Annotated in this window: 24 protein-coding genes; 10 read left to right on the plus strand and 14 right to left on the minus strand. The window is 68.6% G+C overall.

The window, feature by feature from the left end:
* Nucleotides 1–129 precede the first annotated feature (129 nt).
* On the plus strand, nt 130–1,986 hold the full coding sequence (locus ACFQE9_RS07385) for an excinuclease ABC subunit C (RefSeq protein ID WP_379742600.1): 1,857 nt from the start codon (nt 130–132) through the stop codon (nt 1,984–1,986).
* Nucleotides 1,987–2,210: 224 nt separating this feature from the next.
* Entirely contained in the window at nt 2,211–2,651 is a 441-nt protein-coding gene (locus tag ACFQE9_RS07390; protein WP_379742603.1) for a DUF5807 family protein, read from the plus strand.
* 79 nt (nt 2,652–2,730) lie between these two features.
* Here the strand turns inward: ACFQE9_RS07390 and ACFQE9_RS07395 are convergent, their stop codons facing one another.
* Together ACFQE9_RS07395 and ACFQE9_RS07400 are read right to left on the minus strand one after the other, a co-directional pair.
* Nucleotides 2,731–4,008, minus strand: coding sequence for a DHH family phosphoesterase (locus ACFQE9_RS07395; protein ID WP_379742605.1), 1,278 nt, complete (start codon nt 4,006–4,008; stop codon nt 2,731–2,733).
* 127 nt (nt 4,009–4,135) lie between these two features.
* Nucleotides 4,136–4,564: a universal stress protein gene (locus tag ACFQE9_RS07400; protein ID WP_379742608.1), complete on the minus strand. Its 429-nt coding sequence runs from the start codon at nt 4,562–4,564 to the stop codon at nt 4,136–4,138.
* Nucleotides 4,565–4,648: 84 nt separating this feature from the next.
* On the opposite strand from ACFQE9_RS07400, the gene ACFQE9_RS07405 reads away from it, so the two are divergent.
* Entirely contained in the window at nt 4,649–5,098 is a 450-nt protein-coding gene (locus ACFQE9_RS07405; protein WP_379742611.1) for a universal stress protein, read from the plus strand.
* Here the strand turns inward: ACFQE9_RS07405 and ACFQE9_RS07410 are convergent.
* The 4 genes from ACFQE9_RS07410 to ACFQE9_RS07425 form a co-directional block, all read right to left on the minus strand.
* Nucleotides 5,090–5,662 (minus strand): GNAT family N-acetyltransferase, encoded by a 573-nt coding sequence (locus ACFQE9_RS07410; protein ID WP_379742614.1) that lies wholly within the window; start codon nt 5,660–5,662, stop codon nt 5,090–5,092. The two genes, ACFQE9_RS07405 and ACFQE9_RS07410, sit on opposite strands and share 9 nt — an antisense overlap.
* Nucleotides 5,659–6,027, minus strand: a complete 369-nt coding sequence (locus tag ACFQE9_RS07415; RefSeq protein ID WP_379742617.1) for a universal stress protein — start codon at nt 6,025–6,027, stop codon at nt 5,659–5,661. Before ACFQE9_RS07415 ends, ACFQE9_RS07410 begins: the two co-directional genes overlap by 4 nt.
* 154 nt (nt 6,028–6,181) lie before the next feature.
* Entirely contained in the window at nt 6,182–8,632 is a 2,451-nt protein-coding gene (locus tag ACFQE9_RS07420; protein ID WP_379742620.1) for a heavy metal translocating P-type ATPase, read from the minus strand.
* 20 nt (nt 8,633–8,652) lie between these two features.
* The gene (locus ACFQE9_RS07425; RefSeq protein ID WP_379742623.1) at nt 8,653–8,844 is read right to left on the minus strand and encodes a hypothetical protein; all 192 of its coding nucleotides are present in this window, start codon (nt 8,842–8,844) and stop codon (nt 8,653–8,655) included.
* A gap of 101 nt (nt 8,845–8,945) precedes the next feature.
* Between ACFQE9_RS07425 and ACFQE9_RS07430 the strand changes: the two genes are divergently transcribed.
* From ACFQE9_RS07430 to ACFQE9_RS07450, 5 genes are all read left to right on the plus strand, one after another.
* Nucleotides 8,946–9,122 carry a hypothetical protein gene (locus tag ACFQE9_RS07430; protein WP_379742626.1) on the plus strand — a complete coding sequence of 59 codons (177 nt, stop codon included), beginning with the start codon at nt 8,946–8,948 and terminating at the stop codon, nt 9,120–9,122.
* A 3-nt stretch (nt 9,123–9,125) separates the two neighbouring features.
* Nucleotides 9,126–9,653, plus strand: a complete 528-nt coding sequence (locus ACFQE9_RS07435) for a cytochrome c oxidase subunit II (RefSeq protein WP_379742629.1) — start codon at nt 9,126–9,128, stop codon at nt 9,651–9,653.
* A complete protein-coding gene (locus ACFQE9_RS07440; protein WP_379742632.1) occupies nt 9,646–11,505 on the plus strand; it encodes a b(o/a)3-type cytochrome-c oxidase subunit 1 in 1,860 nt (619 codons plus the stop codon). The genes ACFQE9_RS07435 and ACFQE9_RS07440 overlap by 8 nt, the downstream gene beginning before the upstream one ends.
* Complete coding sequence (locus ACFQE9_RS07445) at nt 11,505–11,735, plus strand: CbaC protein (protein WP_379742635.1); 231 nt, start codon at nt 11,505–11,507, stop codon at nt 11,733–11,735. The genes ACFQE9_RS07440 and ACFQE9_RS07445 overlap by 1 nt, the downstream gene beginning before the upstream one ends.
* Before the next feature lie 151 nt (nt 11,736–11,886).
* On the plus strand, nt 11,887–12,126 hold the full coding sequence (locus ACFQE9_RS07450; RefSeq protein ID WP_379742638.1) for a hypothetical protein: 240 nt from the start codon (nt 11,887–11,889) through the stop codon (nt 12,124–12,126).
* Between the two features lie 95 nt (nt 12,127–12,221).
* Here the strand turns inward: ACFQE9_RS07450 and ACFQE9_RS07455 are convergent, their stop codons facing one another.
* A complete protein-coding gene (locus tag ACFQE9_RS07455; RefSeq protein ID WP_379742641.1) occupies nt 12,222–12,683 on the minus strand; it encodes a universal stress protein in 462 nt (153 codons plus the stop codon).
* Nucleotides 12,684–12,792: 109 nt separating this feature from the next.
* On the opposite strand from ACFQE9_RS07455, the gene ACFQE9_RS07460 reads away from it, so the two are divergent.
* On the plus strand, nt 12,793–14,742 hold the full coding sequence (locus tag ACFQE9_RS07460) for a 2-oxo acid dehydrogenase subunit E2 (RefSeq protein WP_379742644.1): 1,950 nt from the start codon (nt 12,793–12,795) through the stop codon (nt 14,740–14,742).
* 138 nt (nt 14,743–14,880) lie between these two features.
* On the opposite strand, the gene ACFQE9_RS07465 is transcribed toward ACFQE9_RS07460, so the two are convergent.
* From ACFQE9_RS07465 to ACFQE9_RS07480, 4 genes are all read right to left on the minus strand, one after another.
* A complete protein-coding gene (locus ACFQE9_RS07465) occupies nt 14,881–16,002 on the minus strand; it encodes an NAD(+)/NADH kinase (protein WP_379742647.1) in 1,122 nt (373 codons plus the stop codon).
* Entirely contained in the window at nt 16,003–17,010 is a 1,008-nt protein-coding gene (locus ACFQE9_RS07470; protein ID WP_379742650.1) for an alpha-ketoacid dehydrogenase subunit beta, read from the minus strand.
* Nucleotides 17,007–18,053 (minus strand): thiamine pyrophosphate-dependent dehydrogenase E1 component subunit alpha, encoded by a 1,047-nt coding sequence (locus tag ACFQE9_RS07475; protein WP_379742653.1) that lies wholly within the window; start codon nt 18,051–18,053, stop codon nt 17,007–17,009. Before ACFQE9_RS07475 ends, ACFQE9_RS07470 begins: the two co-directional genes overlap by 4 nt.
* A gap of 210 nt (nt 18,054–18,263) precedes the next feature.
* Complete coding sequence (locus ACFQE9_RS07480) at nt 18,264–18,824, minus strand: class I SAM-dependent methyltransferase (protein ID WP_379742656.1); 561 nt, start codon at nt 18,822–18,824, stop codon at nt 18,264–18,266.
* Nucleotides 18,825–18,926: 102 nt separating this feature from the next.
* On the opposite strand from ACFQE9_RS07480, the gene ACFQE9_RS07485 reads away from it, so the two are divergent.
* On the plus strand, nt 18,927–19,724 hold the full coding sequence (locus ACFQE9_RS07485) for a ZIP family metal transporter (protein ID WP_379742659.1): 798 nt from the start codon (nt 18,927–18,929) through the stop codon (nt 19,722–19,724).
* A gap of 9 nt (nt 19,725–19,733) precedes the next feature.
* Here the strand turns inward: ACFQE9_RS07485 and ACFQE9_RS07490 are convergent, their stop codons facing one another.
* The 3 genes from ACFQE9_RS07490 to ACFQE9_RS07500 form a co-directional block, all read right to left on the minus strand.
* Nucleotides 19,734–20,018, minus strand: a complete 285-nt coding sequence (locus ACFQE9_RS07490; RefSeq protein ID WP_379742662.1) for a DUF7967 family protein — start codon at nt 20,016–20,018, stop codon at nt 19,734–19,736.
* Complete coding sequence (locus ACFQE9_RS07495; protein WP_379742665.1) at nt 20,015–21,130, minus strand: aminotransferase class V-fold PLP-dependent enzyme; 1,116 nt, start codon at nt 21,128–21,130, stop codon at nt 20,015–20,017. Before ACFQE9_RS07495 ends, ACFQE9_RS07490 begins: the two co-directional genes overlap by 4 nt.
* Before the next feature lie 367 nt (nt 21,131–21,497).
* Nucleotides 21,498–21,899 carry a helix-turn-helix domain-containing protein gene (locus ACFQE9_RS07500; protein ID WP_379742668.1) on the minus strand — a complete coding sequence of 134 codons (402 nt, stop codon included), beginning with the start codon at nt 21,897–21,899 and terminating at the stop codon, nt 21,498–21,500.
* Nucleotides 21,900–21,997 lie beyond the last annotated feature (98 nt).

Consider the following 21,997-nt stretch of genomic DNA (forward strand, 5'->3'; position numbering starts at 1 on the left):
ACCCGCATAACTGTGTCTGTCTGTATCGGACGAAACCACCACGTGGAACCGATGCGGGGCGAGGTGGGAGCGGGACGGAGCGGTCGTTCACCGTGCGGTTCAAGCCCGTGAGCGACCAACTCGAACGTGATGGACACCGGGGACGTTCGCGATCACGCGGCCGATCTCCCGAGGGAGCCGGGCGTCTACCAGTTCGTCTCCGGAGACGTGACGCTGTACGTCGGCAAGGCGGTCGACCTCCGGAGTCGGGTCCGATCGTATGCGGACCCACGGTCGGCCCGCATTCGGGGGATGGTCGAGCGGGCCGACGCGATCGACTTCGCGGTCACCGACACCGAGACGCAGGCGCTGCTTCTCGAGGCGAACCTGATCAAGCGACAGCAGCCGCGCTACAACGTCCGGTTGACCGACGACAAGTCCTATCCGCTCGTCGAGTTGACCGACCACGAGGTGCCGCGGATCGAGATAACCAGGGATCCAGAGGAGGGCTCCGTGGCCTACGGACCCTACACGGACAAGGGACGGGTCGAGACCGTCACCAAGGCGATCCGGGAGATCTACGGGCTCCGAGGCTGTTCGGATCACAAATACCGAAACCGCGACCGGCCGTGTCTGGACTACGAGATGGGGCTGTGTTCGGCGCCGTGTACGGACGAGATCGGAGCCGAGACGTACCGCGAGGACGTCGAACTCGTTCGACGGTTCTTCGAGGGCGAAACGGGCGTCCTCGCCGACCCGATCCGCCGGGAGATGGAAGCCGCCTCGGAGCGCGAGGAGTTCGAACGGGCCGCACGGCTCAGGGACGAACTCGAGGCGATCGAGGCGTTCCACGGCGAGGGCGGGGAGGCCGTCTCCGATCGGTCCGACGACCGAACGGTGGACGTGCTCGCGGCGACGGTCGAGGGCCAGACCGCACGCGTCGCTCGACTCCACAGTTCTCGCGGACAGCTCGTCGATCGGAGCCGCCACCGGCTCGACTCGCCGAGGATCGGAACGGACGTGGAGGGAACCGACGCCGATGCTGACGCCGGCGATGGGGCTGGCGGGAGTGGTCTCGACGACGGCACGGTTCCGACCGAGGGCGGCGAGACCACGAGTACGAGTGAGGAGACCGCGACCACGCCGGCCGCGGTGCTGTCGGCGTTCCTCACCCAGTACTACGCGGAGCGGGAGCTACCGGACGCGATCCTGTTGCCCGAGCGACCAACCGACGACGACGTGGTGAGCTGGCTCGAAGCGGAGGGCGTCTCCGTTCGGGTTCCGGGTGCCGGACGCGAGGCCAAGCTCGTCGATCTCGCGTTGAAGAACGCGAGACGTCGCGTCGGGCGGACCGACGAGATCGCCGCGTTGGCCGACCGGCTCGGGATCGATCGGCCCGAACGGATCGAGGGGTTCGACGTGAGCCACGCCGGCGGGCGGGCGGTGGTCGGTTCGAACGTCCGTTTCGTGGACGGATCGGCAGAGACGAGCGCGTACCGTCGCAAGAAGCTAACCGAGCGCAACGACGACTACGCCAACATGCGGGAGCTGATCCGCTGGCGGGCCGAACGGGCCGTCGAGGGGCGCGACGACCGGTCCGACCCGGACCTGTTGCTCGTCGACGGCGGCGAGGGACAACTCGAGGCGGCCCGAGAGGCCCTCGAGGAGGCGGGGTGGGAGATCCCGGCGGTCGGACTGGCGAAGGCCGACGAAATCGTGATCACGTCCGAGGGGGCGCGTGATTGGCCGAACGACGCGCCGGAGCTACGGCTGTTGCGACGGGTTCGAGACGAGGCCCATCGGTTCGCGGTCCGATACCACCAGTCGCTTCGCGACGACGTCTCGACGGTGCTCGATTCGGTCCCCGGGATCGGTCCCGAGACGCGGACACGGCTGCTCCGGCGATTCGGCTCGGTCGAGGGAGTTCGATCGGCGTCGACGGAGGATCTCACCGACGTCGAGGGGATCGGAGCAGCGACCGCCGAGACGATCCGCGATCAACTGTGAGACGTCCGGTGGAAGGTGGCGAACAGGCGGCGCTCGCTGCCGCGGGACGTCGCGCCGCGCTACCTCGATCCGTCCCGCGGTGAAGGTCAGACGATGTGGCGGCTGGGCCGCGATCGTATATGAACCTTCACGGAATGGCCCGGAAGAGGGCCTTTGCGGGGTAGCCCGGAGGAAGGCCGCCGCGAGTACGCGCCCCTTTTAGGGCGGGAACGCCGACGTGGGGTATGAGCGACCTTGAGGAGTTCCTCGCGGGCGAGCGGCTCGAGGACGTCGTGTTGTTCGTCAGCGACGCGGAACTGGACGACGACTCGCGGCTTCGAAACGTCGGGGAGGATCGCGAAAACGGCGTCGTGATCGTCGTCGACGGCGAGCGAGGCCGATCCGCGTTCCAGGCGGGGACCGGAATGGACGCGATGGGGTTCACCCGGGAGGCGATGGGCACGACCGGCGAGATCGCCGTGACCCTCGACGATGCGACCTGTCCGGCGGCGGACGGGGAGGCCGACGAGGCGCACGAACTCGAGTTCGTGTTCGCCTTCGCCGAGGGAAAAAACGAGGAGGTCGGCGGCCTCTACGCCGAGGGCGACGTGATCCACGCGTACGCACACTGCTCGTGCGGGGAGAACTTCTCGCACAAGTGGGTCGTCGGCGAGCGCGAGGAGTGAAGGGCCGAGAACGGATCGACGAGGGGCGTGAACGGATCGACGAGAAGCGAAAGTGAGGAGGACGATCGAGGTGACGTCCTCACTCGGCGTCGTCGTCCGATCCGACCGACTCCGCCTCCTCGGCCACGGCCTCGAAGGCGCCGAGGATCAGCTTTCTCGCGGCCTGTCCCTCGGTGGTCCAGTGGTGTGCGTAATCGAGCATGTCCTCGTAGATGTCCGGCTTACAGCCGGCCGCCTTCGGATGGCCGCCGCCGTTCACTCTGCCGGCCACCTCGTGTGCGCGCTCGAACCCCTCCGAGCCGCGGATCGAGGCCGAACCGGCGGGCTTGACGATCACGGCGGCGTCGGCGCCGCGCTCGCGAAGCGTCTCCGCGACCTCGTTCTGTGAACACCGGCCGTAGGTGACCGCGACCGACCAGTCGCCGATCCCGTGGACCGCCGCGCGATCGACGGCGGCATCGATCCGATCCTGCTTCTCGACGCGACGGGACTCGAGGAATCGCCGAACCGGGTCGGGGAGGTCAACGCCGTAGGTCCCGACCATCGTGACGTACTCCTCGGGTGACGTCCAGTAGGCGTAGTCCGCGAGGTCGTCGGACCGGGGATCCTCTTTGATCCACAGGTCGTGATCGCGGGTGACCGCGGCGAGCTCGCCGAATCGGTCGCCGAGGTCGGCGTCGATCGATCGAAGCGTGACGTCGGCCGTACACTCCTCCTCGGAGTCACCGACGACGAGATCGACGCCCGCCTCGCGGACCGACTCGGCCGCCGACTCGTCCCACTGATGGTGGTCGAACCAGCGGGCGGTCCCCGCGACCTCGAGGAGATCGGAAAGCGGCTCCGCGATCCACTCGAACTCGTCGGGACACAGGTCACACACGTAGAGGTCGATTCCCGGTTCGGCGTACTCGGCGACGCGCTCGAAGGCGGTATCGAGCGAGTAGGGGCCGGCCGCGACGAGCGCGACCGCGGATCGCTCGTGGGGATCGTCCGCGTCGTCCGTCTCCGCCACTTCGTTCGTGTTCGCTGCGTCGTCCGCCTTCTCCGCGTCCTCCGTCTCCCCGTCGTCCGGGTCGATCGAACCAGCGGCCTCCTCCGAGAGCCGGTCCTCGATGTCGGCCTCGAAGCTCGCCACGTCGAGGGCGGCGTCGTAGCGTTCGCGGATCATCGCGGCGCACGCGAGCCCGTCGGCGTCGGCGTCGGCGATGACGACCACGTCGGCACCCTCGACCGCCTCGCGCGCCCGTCGTTCGGCGCGCTCGTCGTCGAGCGAGTCGGGGTAGAAGAAGCCCTTTCCGGGGAGGCGGGTGCGGCGCGAAAGCGGGATCGACCCGTCGTCGATGAGTTCGTCGTCCATGGCCCCACTCCGCCCGCGAGGTGGAAAACTCCGCCGTTGTTCGGACGGACGCGTTGAACGCCGGGCGAACGCGGATGCCGGTCGGAACGTACGCCGGCCGAACGTGGGCGTCGCCGGTCCCGACGCGTCACTCCTCGGAGAGCTGTCGAACGGTGAGGACGGGGACCGGACAGGTCCGAACGACGCGCTCTGCGACCGAGCCGATCAGGAACCGGTTCTCGCCGTGGCGGCCCCGCGTTCCGGTGGCGACGACGTCGGCGTCGACCTCGCGGGCGTATCCGGAGATCTCGGCGGCGGGTCGTCCCTCGCGGACGGCAGTCTCGACGCGAAGATCCGTGCGATCCGCGACGTCGGAAAGCGCCGACCGCCCCCGCTCGTCGAGGGCGTCACGGAGGTCCTCACGGACCGCCTCGGGGGAGGAGTCCACCTCGCCGCTGTCGATCACGTACAGCGCGTGGACCGCGGAGTCGAACCGGTCCGCGAGGTCCAACGCGACGTCGACGGCGCGGCGCACGCTGTCTGAGCCGTCGGTGGCGATGACGATCGTATCGAACATATCGGCCGTTCTCCGGCGCGGTGCTTAAAAGGGACGCTCCGTCGGACAGGGGGCTTTTTACCGGGGGATGACGACCGACCGAGTATGGCGAGCCTCGACATCGACCTGGTGTTGGCCCCCGTGGACGGCAGCGACGAGTCACAGCAGGCGGTCGAGTACGCGATCGCGGTGGCGAACGAGTACGACGCGACCGTCCACGCCGTCTACGTCCTCGGCGAGGACGTCGCCCGTGCGATCGAGACCGGCGCAGTCGACGAGTCGGCGGTGGCCGAGGACACGGAGGCGTTCACGGAGACGATCTTCGATCGGGCCGACGCGGCGAGCGTCGACGTCACGACGTCGATCGCCTATGGATTTTCGACCACGGTGAAGACGACCCACCCCGGAAGCGTGATCCTCGACACCGCGGAGGACGTCGACGCCGACTTCCTCGTGGTCCCCCGCGAGCCGGTCTCCGGCGATCCGGGGGAGGTGCTCGAGAAGGCGGCCGAGTACGTCCTGTTGTACGCGAGCCAGCCGGTTTTGTCAGTCTGAGTCGGGAGACGATCCGTCCGTCTCCTGCGGCTCGTTCAGTCGGAGCACCATCTCGATCTCGAAGCTCTCGGCGTCGGCGGTCTCGAATCCGATCTTCTCGTAGAGCCCGACCGCCGCGCGGTTCCAGCGTTCGACCGTCAACCAGACCGTCTCGACGCCCGCCGACTGGCCGTGGCCGAGCAGACAGCGGATGAGCCGGGTTCCGATGCCGGCCTCCTGGTAGGTCTGGTGGACGAAGATGGCCAACTCGTAGTGGCCGCCGTCCGCCGGGACGAGGGTGGCGTGGCCGGCGACGTCGTCGCCGTGCCAGGCGATCACGTTGTAACAGTCCCCCTCGAGGATCTGATCGAGCCACCGGCGGATCTCCTCGGAGCGGCTCGGGGGGATCCCCTGTGCCCTGTCGGCCGAATCGAAGTCGTCGTACATCTCGGCGAGGGCGTCGTGTTCCGCTTTTGAGCCGTCGTAGACGCGGATCTCGACGTGGCGTCCCTCGCGATCCTCGAACTCGAGGGGGGGACGAGGGAACTCGTCGGCGACCGCATCGGGGAAACGCGAGGGCGTCATCGGACCAGCGTGACGGTGGTCTTGGCGTTCAACAGCACGAACTCGGCGATGTTCCCGAGGGAGATCTTCCCCATCGGGCTCGTGTGACCGCCGCCGAGGACGATCTGGTCGAACCCCTCGCGCTCGGCGATGTCGACGATCTGGCTTCCGGGATCGCCTTCGACGTGGCGAACGTCCGCCTCGAGTTCGGCGTCCTCGAGCACCGACCGGACGCGTTCGACCACCTCCTCGTAGGAGCGATCGGAGTCGGGATTCTCGACCACGGCGACGACGAGATCGTCGCCCGCGGCCACCGCGCGGTCGATCGTGCGCTCGAGAGCCCGAAAGGAGTCCTCGCTGCCGCCGATCCCCAGGAGTACCTTCATACGCCCCCTCTCGATCGCCGGTCTCAAAAGCGTGTTCGTCGGCGACACCGAAACGCCCGAATCGAAGCCGGGACCGGGATCTCATCCCACGGGAACCGGAGTTCCAACCAACCGGGATCGGAGCCTCAACCAACCGAAACCGAAGTCGTGAGCTTCACCCCGTCGAAAGGATCGATCGGGCGGAGTTGGCCACGACGAGCAGGCTGCTCGCCCCCATCGCGACCGCGGCGAGAAGGGGATTTAACAGTCCCGCGACGGCGAGCGGGATCGCGACCGCGTTGTAGACGAGCGCCCACCCGAGGTTGGTCCGGATCCGCCGTCCGGTCCCGGCGGCCAGATCGAACAGCTCCGTGACCGCACCGAGACGGTCCTCGAGCACTATCGCGTCGGCGGCGTCGAGCGCGAGGTCGGTCCCGCTCGCGACCGCGATGCCGACCGTCGCCGCCGCGAGCGCCGGCGCGTCGTTGCTGCCGTCTCCCACCATCGCCACGGAGCGATCCGCCGCGAGCCGGGAGACCGTCGCCGCTTTCGCCTCCGGCGGGACGCCGGCGAAAACCCGGTCCACGTTCGGGTGCTCCTCGAAGCGTGCGGCCGATTCGGGACTGTCGCCCGTGAGGACGACGACCTCCATCCCGCGGTCGCGGAGGTCGGAGACGAACGCCTCCCAGCCGTCGCGAACGTCGTCGCCGACCGCGATGACGCCGCGTGCCGAGCCGTCCCAACCGACGAGAACGGGGACGTTCCCTCGGGTTCGAACGGAGTCGGCGGCGTCCGCGAGCCGGTCCGGGACCGCCCAGTCGTCGAACAGCGAGGGGTGGCCGACCCGTCGTTCGACCCCGTCGATCGAGGCGACGACGCCGCGGTCGTGAACGGTCGTCTCCGGACGGTCCGGCCGATCCCGGCCGGAAGACGGGCCCTCACGTGGTTCATCGACGTCATCGAGCGACTCCACACCGGATGGCTCCCGGTCCGAGAGACCGCCGTCGGAGCGGAGCCGATCGGCACCCTCGACGATCGCTTCGGCGATGGGATGCGGGGAGGCGCGTTCGAGCTCGACCGCTCGCCGGAGCAGTCGGTCGGCGGTGGTCCCCTCCGCCGTCTCGACGTCGAGCACCCGCATCTCGCCGTCGGTGAGCGTCCCGGTCTTGTCGAGGACGACGGCGTCGACGGACGTCGCCTCCTCGAAGAGGGCGTCGGAGGCGACGACGATCCCCCGCTCGGCCGCCTCGCGGATCCCGGCGGCGACGGCGAGCGGGGTCGCGAGCCCGAACGCGCACGGACACGAGACGATGAGCACGGTGAGGGCGACGAGCGCCGCGGCCGTCGGCGAGGAGCCGGTCGCGAGCCTGACGGCTCCGACGGCGAGGGCGGTGGCGGCGACGAGCGGAACGAACACGGTCGCGAGTCGGTCGGCGAGCCGCTGGGCGCCGGACCGGGAGCTCTGGACGTCCCACAGCAGCTCCACGAGGCGATCCAGCGTGCTCTCGGCGTCCTCACCGACGGCCACCACGAGCGGGGCGTCGGCCACGATCGTTCCCCCGCGAACCGCGTCGCCGGGGCGTTTCGTCTCCGGGATCGACTCGCCGGTGACGAGCGACTCGTCGACGGCGGCGACCCCCTCGACCACCGTCCCGTCGAGGGGAATCCGCTCGCCGGGGCGTACGCGAAGCCGCTGTCCGGGAGCGATCTCGGAGACGGTGACCTCCTCGCCGGAGGCCAGTCGGGCCGTCTCGTCCATCGCGGTCGTCAGATCGGAGAGCAGGCCGGTCGCCCGTCGTTTGATCCGGGTCTCGTACTGGCCGCCCGCGGTCACGACGAGGACCACGGCGATCGTCACGTCGAAGTACAGGTCGGTCTGCCCGAGAAACAGGGCGAGCGTGCTGTATCCGTACGATCCCGCGGCGGCCAGCGAGACGAGGAGATCCATGTTCGGCCGGCCGGCACGGAGGCTGACGTAGGCGCCACGGAGGATCGGAAATCCGGTGTAAAACAGCACGATGGAGGCGAACACCCAGATCTGCGCGAACAGGTAGCGTCCGGACACGCCGCCGAGTTCGAAGAGCGGGTCGTATCCGAAGTAGGTCGGGTACAAAAAGAGGACGTACCACAACATCGCCATCATCCCGAAGAGCCCGCCGCCGACCAGGAAGCGAACGACGTCGACGTCATCTCCGGTCTCCGACCGATCCGCGCGGTCGGTGGCGTGGTACCCCGCCGTCGAGAGGACCTCCTCGAGGTCGTTCGAGTCGATCCGTTCGGGGTCGTAGTCGACGCGGACGGTGTCCGTGGCGTAGCTCGCCGTCGCCGCCTCGACGCCCTCCGCTCGCCCGGCCGTCAACTCGAGGAACCGCTCGCAGGTCGCACAGTGCATCCCGTCGACGTGGAGATAGGTGGTCTCGAGGTCGGCGTCCCCGCCGTCCTCGCCCGCGCCCCCGCCACCGGCGGAGACATCGGCATCGACGTTCGCGGCCGCATCCTCCAGCTCCTCGAGCCCGCCGAGCGACCGGGCGACCTCAAGACAGCCGCGACAACAGAACTCGCCGTCGACGTCCGGGTCGGTGACGGGCTCGGCCGGCGTCGGGAGGTCACAGAGCGAACAGGACATTCAGGGGAACCGGAGGCGGATCACGAGGACGCCGCGGCGTGGGTCGAAGAGCCCGTCTCGCCGGACATCGCCCGGTGGAGGCTCGCGACGATGATGCAGACGTTGACGATCGCGAGCGCGATTGCCGGTTCTCCCCGGGAAGCGGCAAAGACCACCGCGGCCGGGATGGCGAGGAGCCCGACGAGCGGGACGTAGTGGGCGGGAAGGTCCATGATCACACGTGAGTCCTGCGATCATAAATAAACGAGGGGCGCGTCCCATCGTGCTGGATGGCCCTTCGAGTATAAGTGGATCGGTCCAGTAACTTTTGCCTATGGGAACGACAGAGACCGATGGGTCCGAACGGGCGGCGCTCCTCGAGGATCCGAAGTCGTTCGATCCGAAGGGGACCCTCGCGTTGATCTTGATGTACTTCGTCATCCTCGTGACGATGTGGGTGTACATCTACTTCGTGGAGTTCCTCGGAAACGACCTGATAGTGGTGGGGTGATCCATGCACGTCCACAGCTACGAGAAGATCTGGCTGGCGCTCGGACTGGGGCTCATCCTGCTGCTCATCGGTTCGGTGACGTACGGGGCCGTCGGACCGGGCGTCGCGATGGTCGCCGCCGACGAGCCGACCGTCGATCCGACCGCGCTCGACGAGGACGAGCGCTTCGCGGACCCGCGCGTCGAGCAGGTCGGCGAGAACGAGTACGAGGCGTACGTCGTCGCCTACCAGTTCGGGTTCGAACCGGACCCGATCGTGGTGCCGGCCAACAGCACGGTGACGTTCATGGTGACCTCCCGGGACGTCACACACGGCTTCGAGGTGGTGGGGACGAACGCGAACACGATGGTGATCCCCGGCGAGGTCTCGACGCTGACCGTCGAGACGAGCGAACCCACCGAGTACGGGATAATCTGTAACGAGTACTGCGGCGCCGCCCACCACGGCATGGAGGGGAAACTGGAAGTCGTCCCTCAAGAGGAGTTCGAGACGTCGAACGCGACCGAGTCGGGCGGTGATGGCGATGAGTGAGACGGGGGACGCCGCGGACGGGAGCGGAGGCGGCACCGCGGGCGGGAGCGGAGGCGGCACCGCGGGCGGAGCCGCGGACGGGAGCGAAAGCACGACGTCCGGCGACGCTGGGGAGACGTTCTACGACAAGTTCCCCGAGGAGGCGCGGATCGTCCGGGCCACGTTCCTCGGCGCGTTCCTCGCGTTCGCGATCGGGACGACGTTCGGGATCATTCAGACGCTCCACCGGACGGGGATCGCGCGGCCGTTCAGCTCGGTCGACTACTACACGTTCCTCACGGCCCACGGCGTCTTCTTGGTGTTGAGCTTCACCATCTTCTTCCTGGTCGGGGTGTTCACCTGGGCGCTCGTGCGGAGCCTCGATCGCCCGCTCGTGAACACGCGGTTCTCCTGGGCGTGGTACGGGCTGATGGCGACGGGGATGACGCTCACGGGGATCACGATCCTCGCCGGCTTCACGAGCGCCGTCGACTTGAGCGCCGACGTGCTGTTCACCTTCTACGCGCCGCTTCAGGCACACCCGCTCTTCTACGGCGGTCTCGCCGTCTTCCTCGTCGGAACGTGGCTGGCCGGACTCGACTGGTGGCGGACCTTCCTCGCCTGGCGGCGCGAGCACCCCGACGAGCGGATCCCGCTGCAGACGTTCATGGTGTTGACGACGATGATCATGTGGTACATCGCGACCTCGGCGCTCGCGATCTCCGTCCTCGTGTTCCTGCTGCCGTGGTCGCTCGGGCTGATCGACTCCGTCAACCCGACGCTGACGCGGACGCTGTTCTGGTTCTTCGGCCACCCGGTCGTCTACTTCTGGTTGATGCCGGCGTACCTGCTCTGGTACACCGTGTTGCCGTCGATCGCCGGCGGGCGGCTCTTCAGCGACCCGCTCGCTCGCGTGGTGTTCGTGTTGTTCCTGCTGCTTTCGACCCCGGTCGGGATCCACCACCAGTACCTCGATCCGGGGATCGCGGAGGGGTTCAAGTTCGTCGCGATGACGAACACGATGTTCCTGCTGTTGCCGAGCCTGTTGACCGCCTTCACGGTCGTCGCGAGCGTGGAGTACGGGGCCCGGGTCCGGGGCGGAACCGGCCTGTTCGGCTGGCTCCGGACGCTCCCGTGGCGTGATCCCGCGTTCACCGGGATGATGCTCGCCGGGCTGATGTTCGCCGCCGGCGGCTTCTCGGGGATGGTAAACGCCGGAATGAACATCAACTACCTCATCCACAACACGATCTGGGTGCCAGGCCACTTCCACCTCACCGTCGGAGCCGCCGTCGCGTTGACGTTCATGGCGGCGACCTACTGGCTGTGGCCCCAGATCACGAACAAGCCGATCTACAGCAGACAGATCGGCTTGGCCCAGGTCGTCCTGTGGTTCGCCGGGATGGCGCTCATGTCCAACGCGATGCACGCACAGGGGCTGCTCGGGGTGCCGCGACGGACGGCCGAGCCGGAGTACGCCGGCTTCGAGTACGGGACCGCGTTCGGCGGGTTCCAGGAGCTCAACCTCCAGATCGCCGTCGGCGGGACGATCCTCTTCGTCTCGGCCGTGATGTTCCTCAGCAACGTCATGTTGACGATGGGCAACAAGCGGACCGACGGGCTCGCGGAGACGATCGCCGATCCGATCTCCGGGTCCGACGACGCGCCGCTCGTGCTCGACAACATCCGTCTGTGGGGCGGGATCGCCGTCCTGCTCGTGATCCTGGCGTACGTGTTGCCGATCGCCGCCATCGTCGCTCGCGGCGGGCTCTTCGGGCCGGGCGGCGAGGCGTACCCGATGGTGCTCGAGGCGACGACCGGGACGGTGCGGAACGCGACCGAGTGGCTCGCCGCCAGCCGGGGGTGGATCTGATGGCGTTCGACGCGTCGGTGACTCGAGGGGGACTCCTCGTGGCGCTCTCCGTCCTCGGCGTCGGCCTCTACGAGTTCCGAACGCTGCTCGAGTTCCTCGGGATGAGCGTTCCCATCGTTCCGTATCTGATCGCCGTGGTCGTCCTGCTGTTCGGGATCTACTGGTACGTCTCCTTTTTCGACAAGTGGGAGACGGGATCGGAGATGGTCGAGGCGACCGACTCGAAGTGACGGACCGGGGTGATCGGACGAGATGAGTGGGCCGAGACGATCGGACGGGGTGAGTGGGGCGAGGTGAGCAGGGTTCGCGTCGGACCCACCGTTCCAGCGTTTCGAGAATCCCCGTCGTTCGTTTAAGAGTGGACGCGCTACGTCTACGTGTATGTCACAGAATCGATCGGTCTCCGAACTCGATCGGGCGATCAAGCTGATCGGCGCGGTGCTGCTCGGGGTCGCGGTCGTCCTCGGCGCGGTCGTCACGGCGATAACGGTCCTCGGCAGCGAGGCCATCTCCGTCTCTCCGAGCGGGATCGGGACGCTCGCGTTCGGGCTCGTGCTCGCGGCGCTCGTCCTCCTCGTCGGTCGTTCCGCCGGACGAGAGCGCGGCCGGATCGGCGGATAGGCGGGCGAACGGGCGACGGGCGAGTAGGCAAGCGGGCAGACGGGCGAGTAGGCAAGCGGATAGACGAGGGGGTGGGCGAGTGGACCGAACGGGAGCTATCCCGGGGTTTCGCTCCTCAAGGAGTCGGCGTTTCTGACGATGAGTACGTCGTAGGTCGTCCCGGCCGCGACGGTCGATCCGACGCTCGCCACGCCAGTGGCGATCCGGCCGGCGTTCTCGCTTCCGACGGCGACGACGGAGGCGTCGATATCGCGGGCGACCTCGCGGATGTGGGTCGCGATCTCGCCGGCGGTCGCGTATCGGTCGACGACGAGGTGTCGAAACTCCGCTTCGGCGGCGATCGCGTTCGTCCGCCCGCGGAGATCCGCGAGAACGGACCGGGCGTCGAACTCCTCGTCGGCGTCGATCCAGCCGCGTTCGCGGGCGTACCGACCGTTGTTCCGCGGCACGACCGCGAGGGCGACGACCGACTCGCCGAGGGCGTTCGCGAGTTCGACCGCGCGCTCGAGGGCCGCCTCCGCGAGCGCCCCGCCATCGAAGGGCACGAGGATCACCATGGTCGACCTTGGAACTGCGAACCGTTAAGTGGATTCGACGGCCCCGATTCGCGGGAACGATCGGTACGTTCACGGCCATAATTATAACGATCGACCCCGATGTTCCGGCATGGGATACGTCGTCAAGGTTCCGAAGCTGGGACTGGAGATGGACGCGGGAACCGTCGTTGAGTGGTTTCTCGAGGAGGGTGACTCGGTGGAGGCCGAGGAACCGATCGCCGAGATCGAATCCGAGAAGACGACCGCCGAGATCGACGCGCGCGAGGACGGGGTGCTCCGTCGGATCGTTCTCGCGGAGGGCGAGTCGGCGCCGCCGGGCGCGCCGATGGCGGTCGTCGCCGCGGCGGACGCCGACATCGCGGACCTGCTCGCGGAGGCTGGAGCGTCCGAGGGGGACGACGCCGAAGGTGCCGAGGCATCCGGGACCGAGGCGGCCGAAACCGGAGGTTCGGTCGGCGAGGCCGAGCCCGAAGCGGGTGACGATCGCGGGCAAGCGACCGCCGGGTCCGGAGGCGGAAAGATCTCGCCGCGCGCGCGAAAGCGCGCCGACGAGCTCGACATCGATCCGGCGACGGTCTCCGGAAGCGGGCCGGGCGGCGCGGTGACCGAGGAGGACGTCGAGCGGGCCGCCGAGGGCGGGACGGAGGCGGGAACCACGGATGCGGACGCCGAGACGGGCGCGGGCGAGGAGCCGGAGAAAGTCTCGCCGCGCGCACGCAAACGCGCGGACGAACTCGGGGTCGATCTCTCGACGGTGACGGGAACGGGACCCGGCGGTGCCGTGACCGCGGAGGACGTCGAGGCCGCAGCGGAACGTGCGGGGGAGGAGGAACCCTCCGACGTGGCGGCGGGCGGCCAGGACGAGGAGGGACGCACCGTCGTCGAGGAGCGTCCGCTCGACGGAATGCGACGGACGATCAGCTCGCGGCTCGGCGAGAGCTACCGGAACGCCGTCCACGTCACCGAACACCGGACCGCCGACGCCGGATCGCTGCGGCGGGCGGCGAAGGCCGCCACGGCGGTCCACGGCACGGACGTCTCGGTGACCGACGTGCTGGTGAGCGCCCTCTCCGCCGCGCTCGAGGAGCACCCGGCGTTCAACGCGACCTTCGAGGAGGAGGTCCACCGGCTGTACGCCGACCGGAACGTCGCCCTGGCCGTCGACGTCGACGACGGGCTGATCACGCCCGTGATCGGGAACGTCGAGGAGCGGTCGATCGCGGAACTGGCCGACGAGCGCCGCCGGATGACCGACCGCGCGCTCTCCGGGGAGTTCACGATGGACGACCTCTCGGGCGGGACGTTCACGGTCTCGAACCTCGGGCTCCTCGGCGTGGAGTCCTTCGATCCGATCATCAACCCGCCGCAGGTGGCGATACTCGGGGTCAACGCGCTCTCGGAGCGGGCCGTCGCCCGGGACGGGGAGGTCGTCGTTCGAGAGGTGTTGCCGCTCGATCTCTCGTTCGACCACCGCGTCGTCGACGGGGCGGACGCCGCCCGGTTCCTCGCCACGCTCGTCGAGCGCCTCGAGAACCCGTGGCCGCTCCTCGATGGCGTCTCGCCGAGCGACGCACCGGCGGCCGTCGCGGCCAACGAGGGGAACGACGATCCGGCGGCCGACGCGGTGAACGAGGGTGACGGCGTGCGGGCACTTCCCGAACGGAACGCGACCGCGAGCCTCGATCCGGACCTCTCGGGGACCGTGACGGCCGGCGGCTACGAGTGGCCCTTCGACGTCACGCCCGAGTTCGGGGGCGGACGTCACCCGACCCCGATCGACTACTTCACGGGCGCGCTCTCCGCGTGCCTCTCGGCGAGCATCGGCGTGCAAGCGGACATGCGCGAGATCGCCTTCGAGGGGATCGAGGTGAGCGCGGAAAGCGAGCCCGCGGAGGGTTCGGTGGAGTCGATCGACCTCGAGGTGGCGCTCTCGGGGGTCGATGACGCCGACGACGACGCCCTCGATCGGATCGTAACCGGCGGCGAGCGGACCTGTCACGTCGCCGAGCTGCTCCGCGAGGACCTCGAAGTGACCGTGAGCTGGCGACGGGCGGACTGATCGGCTCGACACGAGGCATTTCGAGTTCCGGGGGCGCCGTCACCGCATCTCCATCACCGAATCGCCATCACCGCATCGCCATCATCGTACCCCCAACCACCGCTTTGCCGCCACCACTTCACCGCCACCGCACCGTCATCACCGCATCACCTCCACGTCGGCCGGCCGAAACGTTCCCGCGTCGATCGCGGCCTCGAACGCCGCCTCGACGTCGACGAGCCGCGGCCCCTCGTCGTGGACCCTGAAGGTGACCTCGGCGTCGGAGACCTCCCGCTCGCGCTCGCCGTCGGCGGTGATCACGCCGCGGTCGACGTACACGGTCCAGGGCTCGCCGGCGTCGATCCGCCTGCAGGTCCCGACGGTCACGGTCTCGACGACGCCGGGGACGGTGATGGCCCGGACGGTCCGAGGCGAGCCGCCGTCGCGGAACCGGAGGCCCACGCCGCCGGGAGCGTCGGGCGCACAGGGCTCGATCCCGCCGGCGATCCCCGAGAGGCCGATCTCGGCGGGGAACGCCCGCGAGGTGACGCCGGCGACGAACTCCGAGACGTCGAGCACCGCCCGCGTGCCGATGAAGGGTCGATCGAGCAGCCCCATCGTCGCGAGCCCCGAGACCGTCCCCTCGCCCGAGGCGCCGGCGACGGTCGCGGAGAGGGTCCCGTGGCGCGTGGTGACCGCGCTCGGATCGGCCGCGCCGGAGGCGACGAGGCCGGCAGCCGCGCCGGCGACGGTCCCGTCGACGGGCGTCGGGACGACGTTGTTCGTGCCGGTCGAGACGCTGACCATCGGGACCTCGCCGATCGCGGTCGAGACGTCGCGGTTGGTGCCGTCGCCGCCGAGCACGACGACCGCGTCGGCGACCTCCCGAAATCGCCCCGCCGCAGTCCGAGTGTCCTCGGGTCCGCCCTCGATCGACATCTCGAGCAGGGAGACGTCGATTCCCGCCGCCGCGAGATCGCCGTCCGCGTCGACGTTGCCGACGATCCGCTGGCCGAGCTCGGCGCGGTCGGGCATCACGAGTGCGTCGACCGGATCGGGCGCGAGCTGCAGCCCGGCGAGAACGCACTCCGCGGTCCGGCGTTTGGCATAGTTGTCGCTGACGCTCGCGCCGCCGGTGAGCCGGCGGATGTCGCGGCCGGCGGCCGGGTTGACGATCAGTCCGACCGTCGGGGCGTGCGAGGACGAATCGTCGGTCGGGGACGAATCGTCGGTCGGGGACGAACCGCCGGATGAAGGGGAGACGGAGTCGTCCTCAGCCATTCAGGACAACCGCCCGACCGCCGCGATCACGTCCTCCGAGTCGGGGAGCACCTCGTTCTCGAGCGGCTGGCTGAAGGGGATGTGGGTGTCGGGAACCCCGACGCGTTCCGGCGGCGCATCGAGCGTGTAGAAGCCGTGCTCGACGAGCCGCGAGAGCACCTCGGCGTGGACGCCGTAGGAGACCGGGCTCTCGTCGGCGATGACGACCCGCCCGGTCTTCGCGAGGCTCTCCGTGATCGTGTCGGTGTCGAGCGGGTACAGCGACCGGAGGTCGATCACCTCGAGATCGACGTCGCCCGCGAGCTCCTCCGCCGCCTGCAGCGACTCGCCGACGAGGCGCTGGGTGGCGATCACGGTCACGTCCTCGCCCTCGCGCTCCACGCCCGCCTCGCCGATGGGGAGCGTGAAGTCCGGGTCGGTGGGGACCTCGCCGGACTGCTCGTAGATCATCTTGTTCTCGAAGAAGAACACGGGGTCGTTCGACCGGATCGCGGTCTTCAACAGCCCCTTTGCGGCCGCGGGCGTTCCCGGAGTGACGGCGATGAGCCCGGGGAAGTGGGCGAACCACGTGTGGACCGTGCCGGAGTGCTGGCTGGCCGCGCCCATGCCGCCGCCCTCCGTCGTCCGGACGGTGACGGGCATCTCCGTCTTCCCGCCGAACATGTAGCGCATCTTGGCCATCTGGTTCATCGTCTGTTCCATCGAGACGCCGAGGAAGTCCGAGAACATGATCTCGACGATGGGCCGCGATCCGGCGGCCGCAGAGCCCACCCCCGCGCCGAGGAATCCGGCCTCGCTGATCGGCGTGTCCCGGACTCGCCCCTCGCCGAACTCCTCCAAGAGCCCGTCGCTGACGTCGAAGACGCCGCCGAAGAGGCCGACGTCCTCGCCCATGAGGAAGACGTCCTCGTCGCGTTGCATCTCCTCGCGCATGGCGGCGCGGATGGCCTCGCGGACGGTCATCGTCTCCGTGTTCGAGGCGCTGCTGACGTCCGAGTCGACGCTCATCGACCCTCACCTCCCCTGGTGCCGCCGTCGGCACGGGCGCCGCCGGCGTGCATGTGCAACTCGGGGACGGCGACGTCGAACATGTCCTCGTAGGCCTCGCTCGGGTCGGGGTCGGTGGCGTCCTGGGCGAACGCGACCGCCTCCTCGATCTCCGCGGCCGCCTCCGAGCGCAGCTCCTCGACGGCCGATTCGTCCAACACGCCGGCGTCGACGAGCCGGCCGGAGAAGGAGTCGATCGGGCACCGCTGGCGCCACTCCTCGACGTCGTCCTCGTCGCGGTAGGGCTGGTGGTCGCCCTCGAAGTGGCCGCGATAGCGGTAGGTGTTCGCCTCGATGAAGGTCGGTCCCTCGCCGGCGGCGGCGCGCTCGCGGGCGCGCTCGACCGCCTCGTAGATCGCCGTGACGTCCATCCCGTCGACGGAGAATCCGGGGATGTCGTAGGCCTCCGCGGTCTCGCTGAGGTTCTCGAGGTTGTGTTGCTTCTCGACGGGGGTCCCCTCGCCGAACTGGTTGTTCTCGACGAGGAAGACGGCCGGCAGGTCCCACGTCGCGGCGAGGTTGATCGCTTCGTGTACCTGGCCCTGCGCGACGGCGCCGTCGCCGAAGAACGCCAGCGCGACCCGGTCCTCGTCCTTTTGGGCCGCCGAGAGCGCCGCGCCGGTGGCCAGCGGCGGGCCCGCGCCGACGATCCCGTTCGCGCCGAGCATCCCGGCGTCGACGTCGGCGATGTGCATCGAGCCGCCCTTGCCGTTGCAGTAGCCCTCGCGTTTGCCGTAGAGTTCGGCCATCATCCGTTTCGGGTCGAGCCCCTTCGCGATGCAGTGGCCGTGGCCCCGGTGTGTGCTCGCGATGTAGTCGTCCGGCTCAAGCGCGGCACAGGCGCCGACGCCGACCGCCTCCTCGCCGATATAGAGGTGAACGAAGCCCGGGATCTCCCCGTCGGCGAATCGGTCGCCGGCCATCTCGTCGAACTCGCGGATCAGCATCATCCGGCGGAGGATCTCGCGTTGTCCCTCCTCGGATTCGATGTCTATGGTTACCATACAAACATAATGTTCGTTCGTGTAATATTAGCGTTTGCCCCAAATATAAGAATGCGGATAGAAAGGGAAGTCGGCGGACCGTAAACGACGGACGGCGGACGGTAGACGGCGGATTGCGGATTGTGGACTGCGGACTGTGGATTGCGGATTACGGATTACGGATTGCGGACGGTAGACGGTGACGACGGGCGGCGAAGAGGCCGCCGGAAGCTACGGCGCGACGGCGACGAGCAGGAAGGTCTCCGGACGGTCGTCGACGCGCTCGATCTCGAATCCGCCGGCGCGAAGCGCGTCCGCGGCCGCCTCGGAGTCGTATCGCTCGTCGATCGGCGGTCCGGCCTCGCCGGCGCCGTCGGCGCTCCAGTCGACGACGACGAGGCGTCCCCCGGGTTCGACGACGCGGGCGATCGTCTCCACCGCCTCCGGGCTCGCGAACTCGTGGTAGGTCATCGTCGAGAAGGCCCCCGAGAGGGCATCGGTCTCGAAGGGGAGGTCGGCGACGTCGCTCGCGAGGAGTTCGACGTTGTCGGGAACGCCCTTCCGTCGGTAGAACTCGTGCATCTCGGATTGGACGTCGACGGCGTGGACGGTCCCGACGTGGGGTGCGACGTCGTCGGTGAAGAAGCCGGTTCCGCTGCCGAGATCGGCGATCACGGCGTCCGGACCGGGATCGATCGCGGCGAGCAGCTCCTCGCGGGAGAGGTATCGGTAGCGTTTTCCCGCCTCCTCAAGTCTCGCCGCGCGGTCGGCGTCGAAGGTGTGAAACCCCATGTCCGCGGTTGGGTCCCGAGCGTGAAAATCGGTCGGGTCGAGGGGCGCCGTCGCCACGTTCGGGGGGAGGTTTATATCCGATATCCGATAACGATCGGACGAATGGCGCTTCTCGAGAACCTCGTCGTGGTGTTCGTCGCGGGGTTCATCACGGCGCTCGCGACGGGGATCGGCGCGCTCCCGTTCTTCTTCTTCGAGGAGATCGGTGACCGCTGGACCGTCGTCCTCTGGGGGCTCGCCTCGGGGATCATGGTCTCGGCGTCGCTGTTCGGGCTGATCGACGAGGGGCTCTCGGAGGGGACCCCGCTGGAGATCGCGATCGGCATGGCCGCCGGCGTCGTCCTCGTCGTGATCGCCCACGAGGTGTTGATGGACGTCGATATCGACCCGCGCGAGTACGAGGAGGCCGACTTCAAGAAGCTCGTGTTGATCCTCGGCGTGTTGACCGTCCACAGCTTTCCGGAGGGGATCGCCGTCGGCGTCTCCTTCGCCGACCTCGGGCTCGCGGGCGGGATCGGGATCGTCGGGTTCACCGTCCCGATCCTGGCCGTGTTCATGACGATCGCGATCTCCATCCACAACGTCCCGGAGGGGACGGCGATCTCCATCCCGCTGAAGGCCATGGGCGTGCCGAAGTGGCGGATGGTCTGGTGGGCGGTCTTCTCGAGTCTGCCCCAGCCGATCGGCGCCGTGATCGCCTTCGCGTTCGTCCGGATCGCCCGCCGGTTGCTCCCCTACGGGTTCGGGTTCGCCGCGGGCGCGATGATCTACCTCGTCCTCACGGAGTTCCTGCCGGAGGCGCTGTCGATCGGCGAGCCGCTCCCGCACGGGGGCAAACGCGAACTCGCGGGCGGCGTCGCCCTCGGCGTTGCGGTGATGGTTCCGCTCGCGTTCGTCTGAACGGGGAGGTCAAACGGGATCGTCCGGATCGTGTTCGGCCGCCATTCGCGAGGCCTCCCCGGAATAGCGCTCTCGAAGCGACGGGTCGTCGACGTCGCCGAGGTCATCGGGGTCGACCTCGATCGCGGCGGTCGTATCGCGCACGTCCGAAAAGCTCGTCAGCGCGCGCTCCTTGCGGAAGTACCGGTCACCCTCGGTCGTCGCGTAGACGAGGATGACCACGTTCTGTTCGTCGTCGGAGTAGGTCCGCTCGACGAGCCAGACGCGAACCCGATCGTCGGAGGCCACGGTCACCACTCCGCGGAGAGCGCATCGAGGAGGCGATCGACGTCGTCCTCGGTGTTGATCGCGTGGACGGACGCCCGGATGGCCTCCGGGAACGGGAGGTCGCGAACGCGGATCTCCTCGGACGCGAGGCGTTCGACGGTCGCGGCCGGGTCGTCGACGTCGATCGTCACGAGACCGGACTCGGGGTCGGCGGGGCTCAACAGTCGATCCGCGGGGACGCCGTCGGCAAGTCGACCGGCGAGGGCGCCGATCCGGTCCTCGATGCGGTCGAGCCCGACCGTCTCGACGATCCCGATCGCCTCCTGCAGCCCGACGTGTGGGGCCGGGTTCGCGGTTCCCACCTCGAATCGGCGGGCTCCCTCGGCGAGCTCGTAGGGGTCCGCGGTCGGCGTCTTCACGCTCCGATAGCCGAGGGACCGAGGATGGAGCGCGTCCACGGCGTCGGACGCGACGTACACGAATCCGCCGCCCCACGGGCCGAGCAGCCACTTGTGGCCGGCCGCGGCGACGGCGTCGGCGCCCCACGTCCCGACGTCCATCGACGTCTGGCCCGGCACCTGGACGGCATCGACGAGCGCGAAGGCGCCGGCATCGTGGGCGATGTCGACGAGGTCGGCCACGGGAAGCCGGGTGCCGTGCGTCCAGGTGAGGGCCGAAAAACAGACGAGCCGCGCGTCGGCGACCGCCGCCGCGAACTCGTCTGGATCGATCCGGCCGTCCCTCGTCGGAACGACGCGGACCTCGACCCCCTCGCGTTCGAGCCGCTGCCAGGGGAGGATCCCGGCCGGGTGTTCGAGGTCGGTCCGAACGACGACGTCGCCCGGATCCCAGTCGATCGCGCCCGCGATGGCGTTGATCCCGGCGGTGGTGCTCTCGGTGAGCCCGATCTCGGAGGGGTCGGCGCCGACGTGATCGGCGACGGCCTCCCGGGTCCGATCGAACGCGTCGGCGGCCGTCTCGTAGGGGTTCGTCCGCGCCGGCGCGTCGTACTCGTGCGTGTGGAGGAACGATTCGGCAGCCTCCACGACGGGTCGCGGGCTGGGGCCGTGTGCGCCGTAGTTCAGGTAGACGGACTGCTGAAGCGCCGGCACCTCGGCGCGGAGGTCGAGCGGAGTCATGGTCCCTCCGGCGACGAGCGGGACGATGGCGGGGATCCCGATCGCGGCGAACGCGGGGTTCCCGACGAGCGCGGCGAGCAGTTCTGCGTCTCGGCCCGGGTCGGCGGTTTCATCGACCGAGGATACGCCCGCCTCGCGTATTACTGTTTGTGTGTATTGTACAATACTTATTCATCATCGACGGACGGTCGACCTGGCGGACGAACACGCCGATCGAGGACGGACGAAACGCGAAAAAGGGACCGAGGTGGAGCCGGAAACGGGACGGGAAGCGGAGGTGAGGCCGGAAACGGGAGCGAGAAGGGGAGAGAGATGGAATCGAAAACGGGAGCGAGAAGCGAGGTACGGCGGGTTACTTCGCCCGCGATCAGCTCTCGGCGGTCGCCGGGGCGTCGGCGTCCTCGTACTTCGTCTCGAACTCCTGAATGAGCTGTCCCATCTTCGCGTACCAGTCGTTGAGCATGCGCTGCATGTCGTCGGCGATCTTCGAGGGGTCCGTCGGCGAGTAGACGTGGTAGTAGCCGCCCTGGTCGTAGTTCACCTGCTCCTTTTGTATGAAGCCCGTCTGCAACAGCCGCTGGACCGCACGATAGGCCGTCGATCGCTCCCGGTCGACCGCCTCCGCGACCTCGTCGACGGTGAGCGGCTCCCCGGCGTCGACGAGCGCGCGAAAGCACTCGCGATCGAGCTGCTTGAGGCCGTGAAAGCACTCGAGGAGCCCCTCACACTCCATGTCACGCTGGAGCTGTTCGGACATCGAATCTGGCATGTGTACGGATCGATACGTCGTCAGGGGTTAAAAGATTTGTGTAGAAAATGTACAATTCCATTCCGACGCTGAGTCGAATATCGGCACGAACGCCGACG

Source organism: Halopenitus salinus (assembly GCF_042662125.1).
Taxonomy (GTDB): domain Archaea; phylum Halobacteriota; class Halobacteria; order Halobacteriales; family Haloferacaceae; genus Halopenitus; species Halopenitus salinus.

Coding starts and splice junctions, on each gene's coding strand:
- ACFQE9_RS07475 (WP_379742653.1), bottom strand. CDS start 18,053: ATGGTAACCATAGACATCGAATCCGAGGAGGGACAACGCGAGATCCTC.
- ACFQE9_RS07440 (WP_379742632.1), top strand. CDS start 9,646: ATGAGTGAGACGGGGGACGCCGCGGACGGGAGCGGAGGCGGCACCGCG.
- ACFQE9_RS07400 (WP_379742608.1), bottom strand. CDS start 4,564: ATGTTCGATACGATCGTCATCGCCACCGACGGCTCAGACAGCGTGCGC.
- ACFQE9_RS07470 (WP_379742650.1), bottom strand. CDS start 17,010: ATGAGCGTCGACTCGGACGTCAGCAGCGCCTCGAACACGGAGACGATG.
- ACFQE9_RS07385 (WP_379742600.1), top strand. CDS start 130: ATGGACACCGGGGACGTTCGCGATCACGCGGCCGATCTCCCGAGGGAG.
- ACFQE9_RS07460 (WP_379742644.1), top strand. CDS start 12,793: ATGGGATACGTCGTCAAGGTTCCGAAGCTGGGACTGGAGATGGACGCG.
- ACFQE9_RS07425 (WP_379742623.1), bottom strand. CDS start 8,844: ATGGACCTTCCCGCCCACTACGTCCCGCTCGTCGGGCTCCTCGCCATC.
- ACFQE9_RS07500 (WP_379742668.1), bottom strand. CDS start 21,899: ATGCCAGATTCGATGTCCGAACAGCTCCAGCGTGACATGGAGTGTGAG.
- ACFQE9_RS07465 (WP_379742647.1), bottom strand. CDS start 16,002: ATGGCTGAGGACGACTCCGTCTCCCCTTCATCCGGCGGTTCGTCCCCG.
- ACFQE9_RS07455 (WP_379742641.1), bottom strand. CDS start 12,683: ATGGTGATCCTCGTGCCCTTCGATGGCGGGGCGCTCGCGGAGGCGGCC.
- ACFQE9_RS07485 (WP_379742659.1), top strand. CDS start 18,927: ATGGCGCTTCTCGAGAACCTCGTCGTGGTGTTCGTCGCGGGGTTCATC.
- ACFQE9_RS07480 (WP_379742656.1), bottom strand. CDS start 18,824: ATGGGGTTTCACACCTTCGACGCCGACCGCGCGGCGAGACTTGAGGAG.
- ACFQE9_RS07420 (WP_379742620.1), bottom strand. CDS start 8,632: ATGTCCTGTTCGCTCTGTGACCTCCCGACGCCGGCCGAGCCCGTCACC.
- ACFQE9_RS07415 (WP_379742617.1), bottom strand. CDS start 6,027: ATGAAGGTACTCCTGGGGATCGGCGGCAGCGAGGACTCCTTTCGGGCT.
- ACFQE9_RS07430 (WP_379742626.1), top strand. CDS start 8,946: ATGGGAACGACAGAGACCGATGGGTCCGAACGGGCGGCGCTCCTCGAG.
- ACFQE9_RS07405 (WP_379742611.1), top strand. CDS start 4,649: ATGGCGAGCCTCGACATCGACCTGGTGTTGGCCCCCGTGGACGGCAGC.
- ACFQE9_RS07495 (WP_379742665.1), bottom strand. CDS start 21,130: ATGACTCCGCTCGACCTCCGCGCCGAGGTGCCGGCGCTTCAGCAGTCC.
- ACFQE9_RS07395 (WP_379742605.1), bottom strand. CDS start 4,008: ATGGACGACGAACTCATCGACGACGGGTCGATCCCGCTTTCGCGCCGC.
- ACFQE9_RS07390 (WP_379742603.1), top strand. CDS start 2,211: ATGAGCGACCTTGAGGAGTTCCTCGCGGGCGAGCGGCTCGAGGACGTC.
- ACFQE9_RS07410 (WP_379742614.1), bottom strand. CDS start 5,662: ATGACGCCCTCGCGTTTCCCCGATGCGGTCGCCGACGAGTTCCCTCGT.
- ACFQE9_RS07435 (WP_379742629.1), top strand. CDS start 9,126: ATGCACGTCCACAGCTACGAGAAGATCTGGCTGGCGCTCGGACTGGGG.
- ACFQE9_RS07445 (WP_379742635.1), top strand. CDS start 11,505: ATGGCGTTCGACGCGTCGGTGACTCGAGGGGGACTCCTCGTGGCGCTC.
- ACFQE9_RS07450 (WP_379742638.1), top strand. CDS start 11,887: ATGTCACAGAATCGATCGGTCTCCGAACTCGATCGGGCGATCAAGCTG.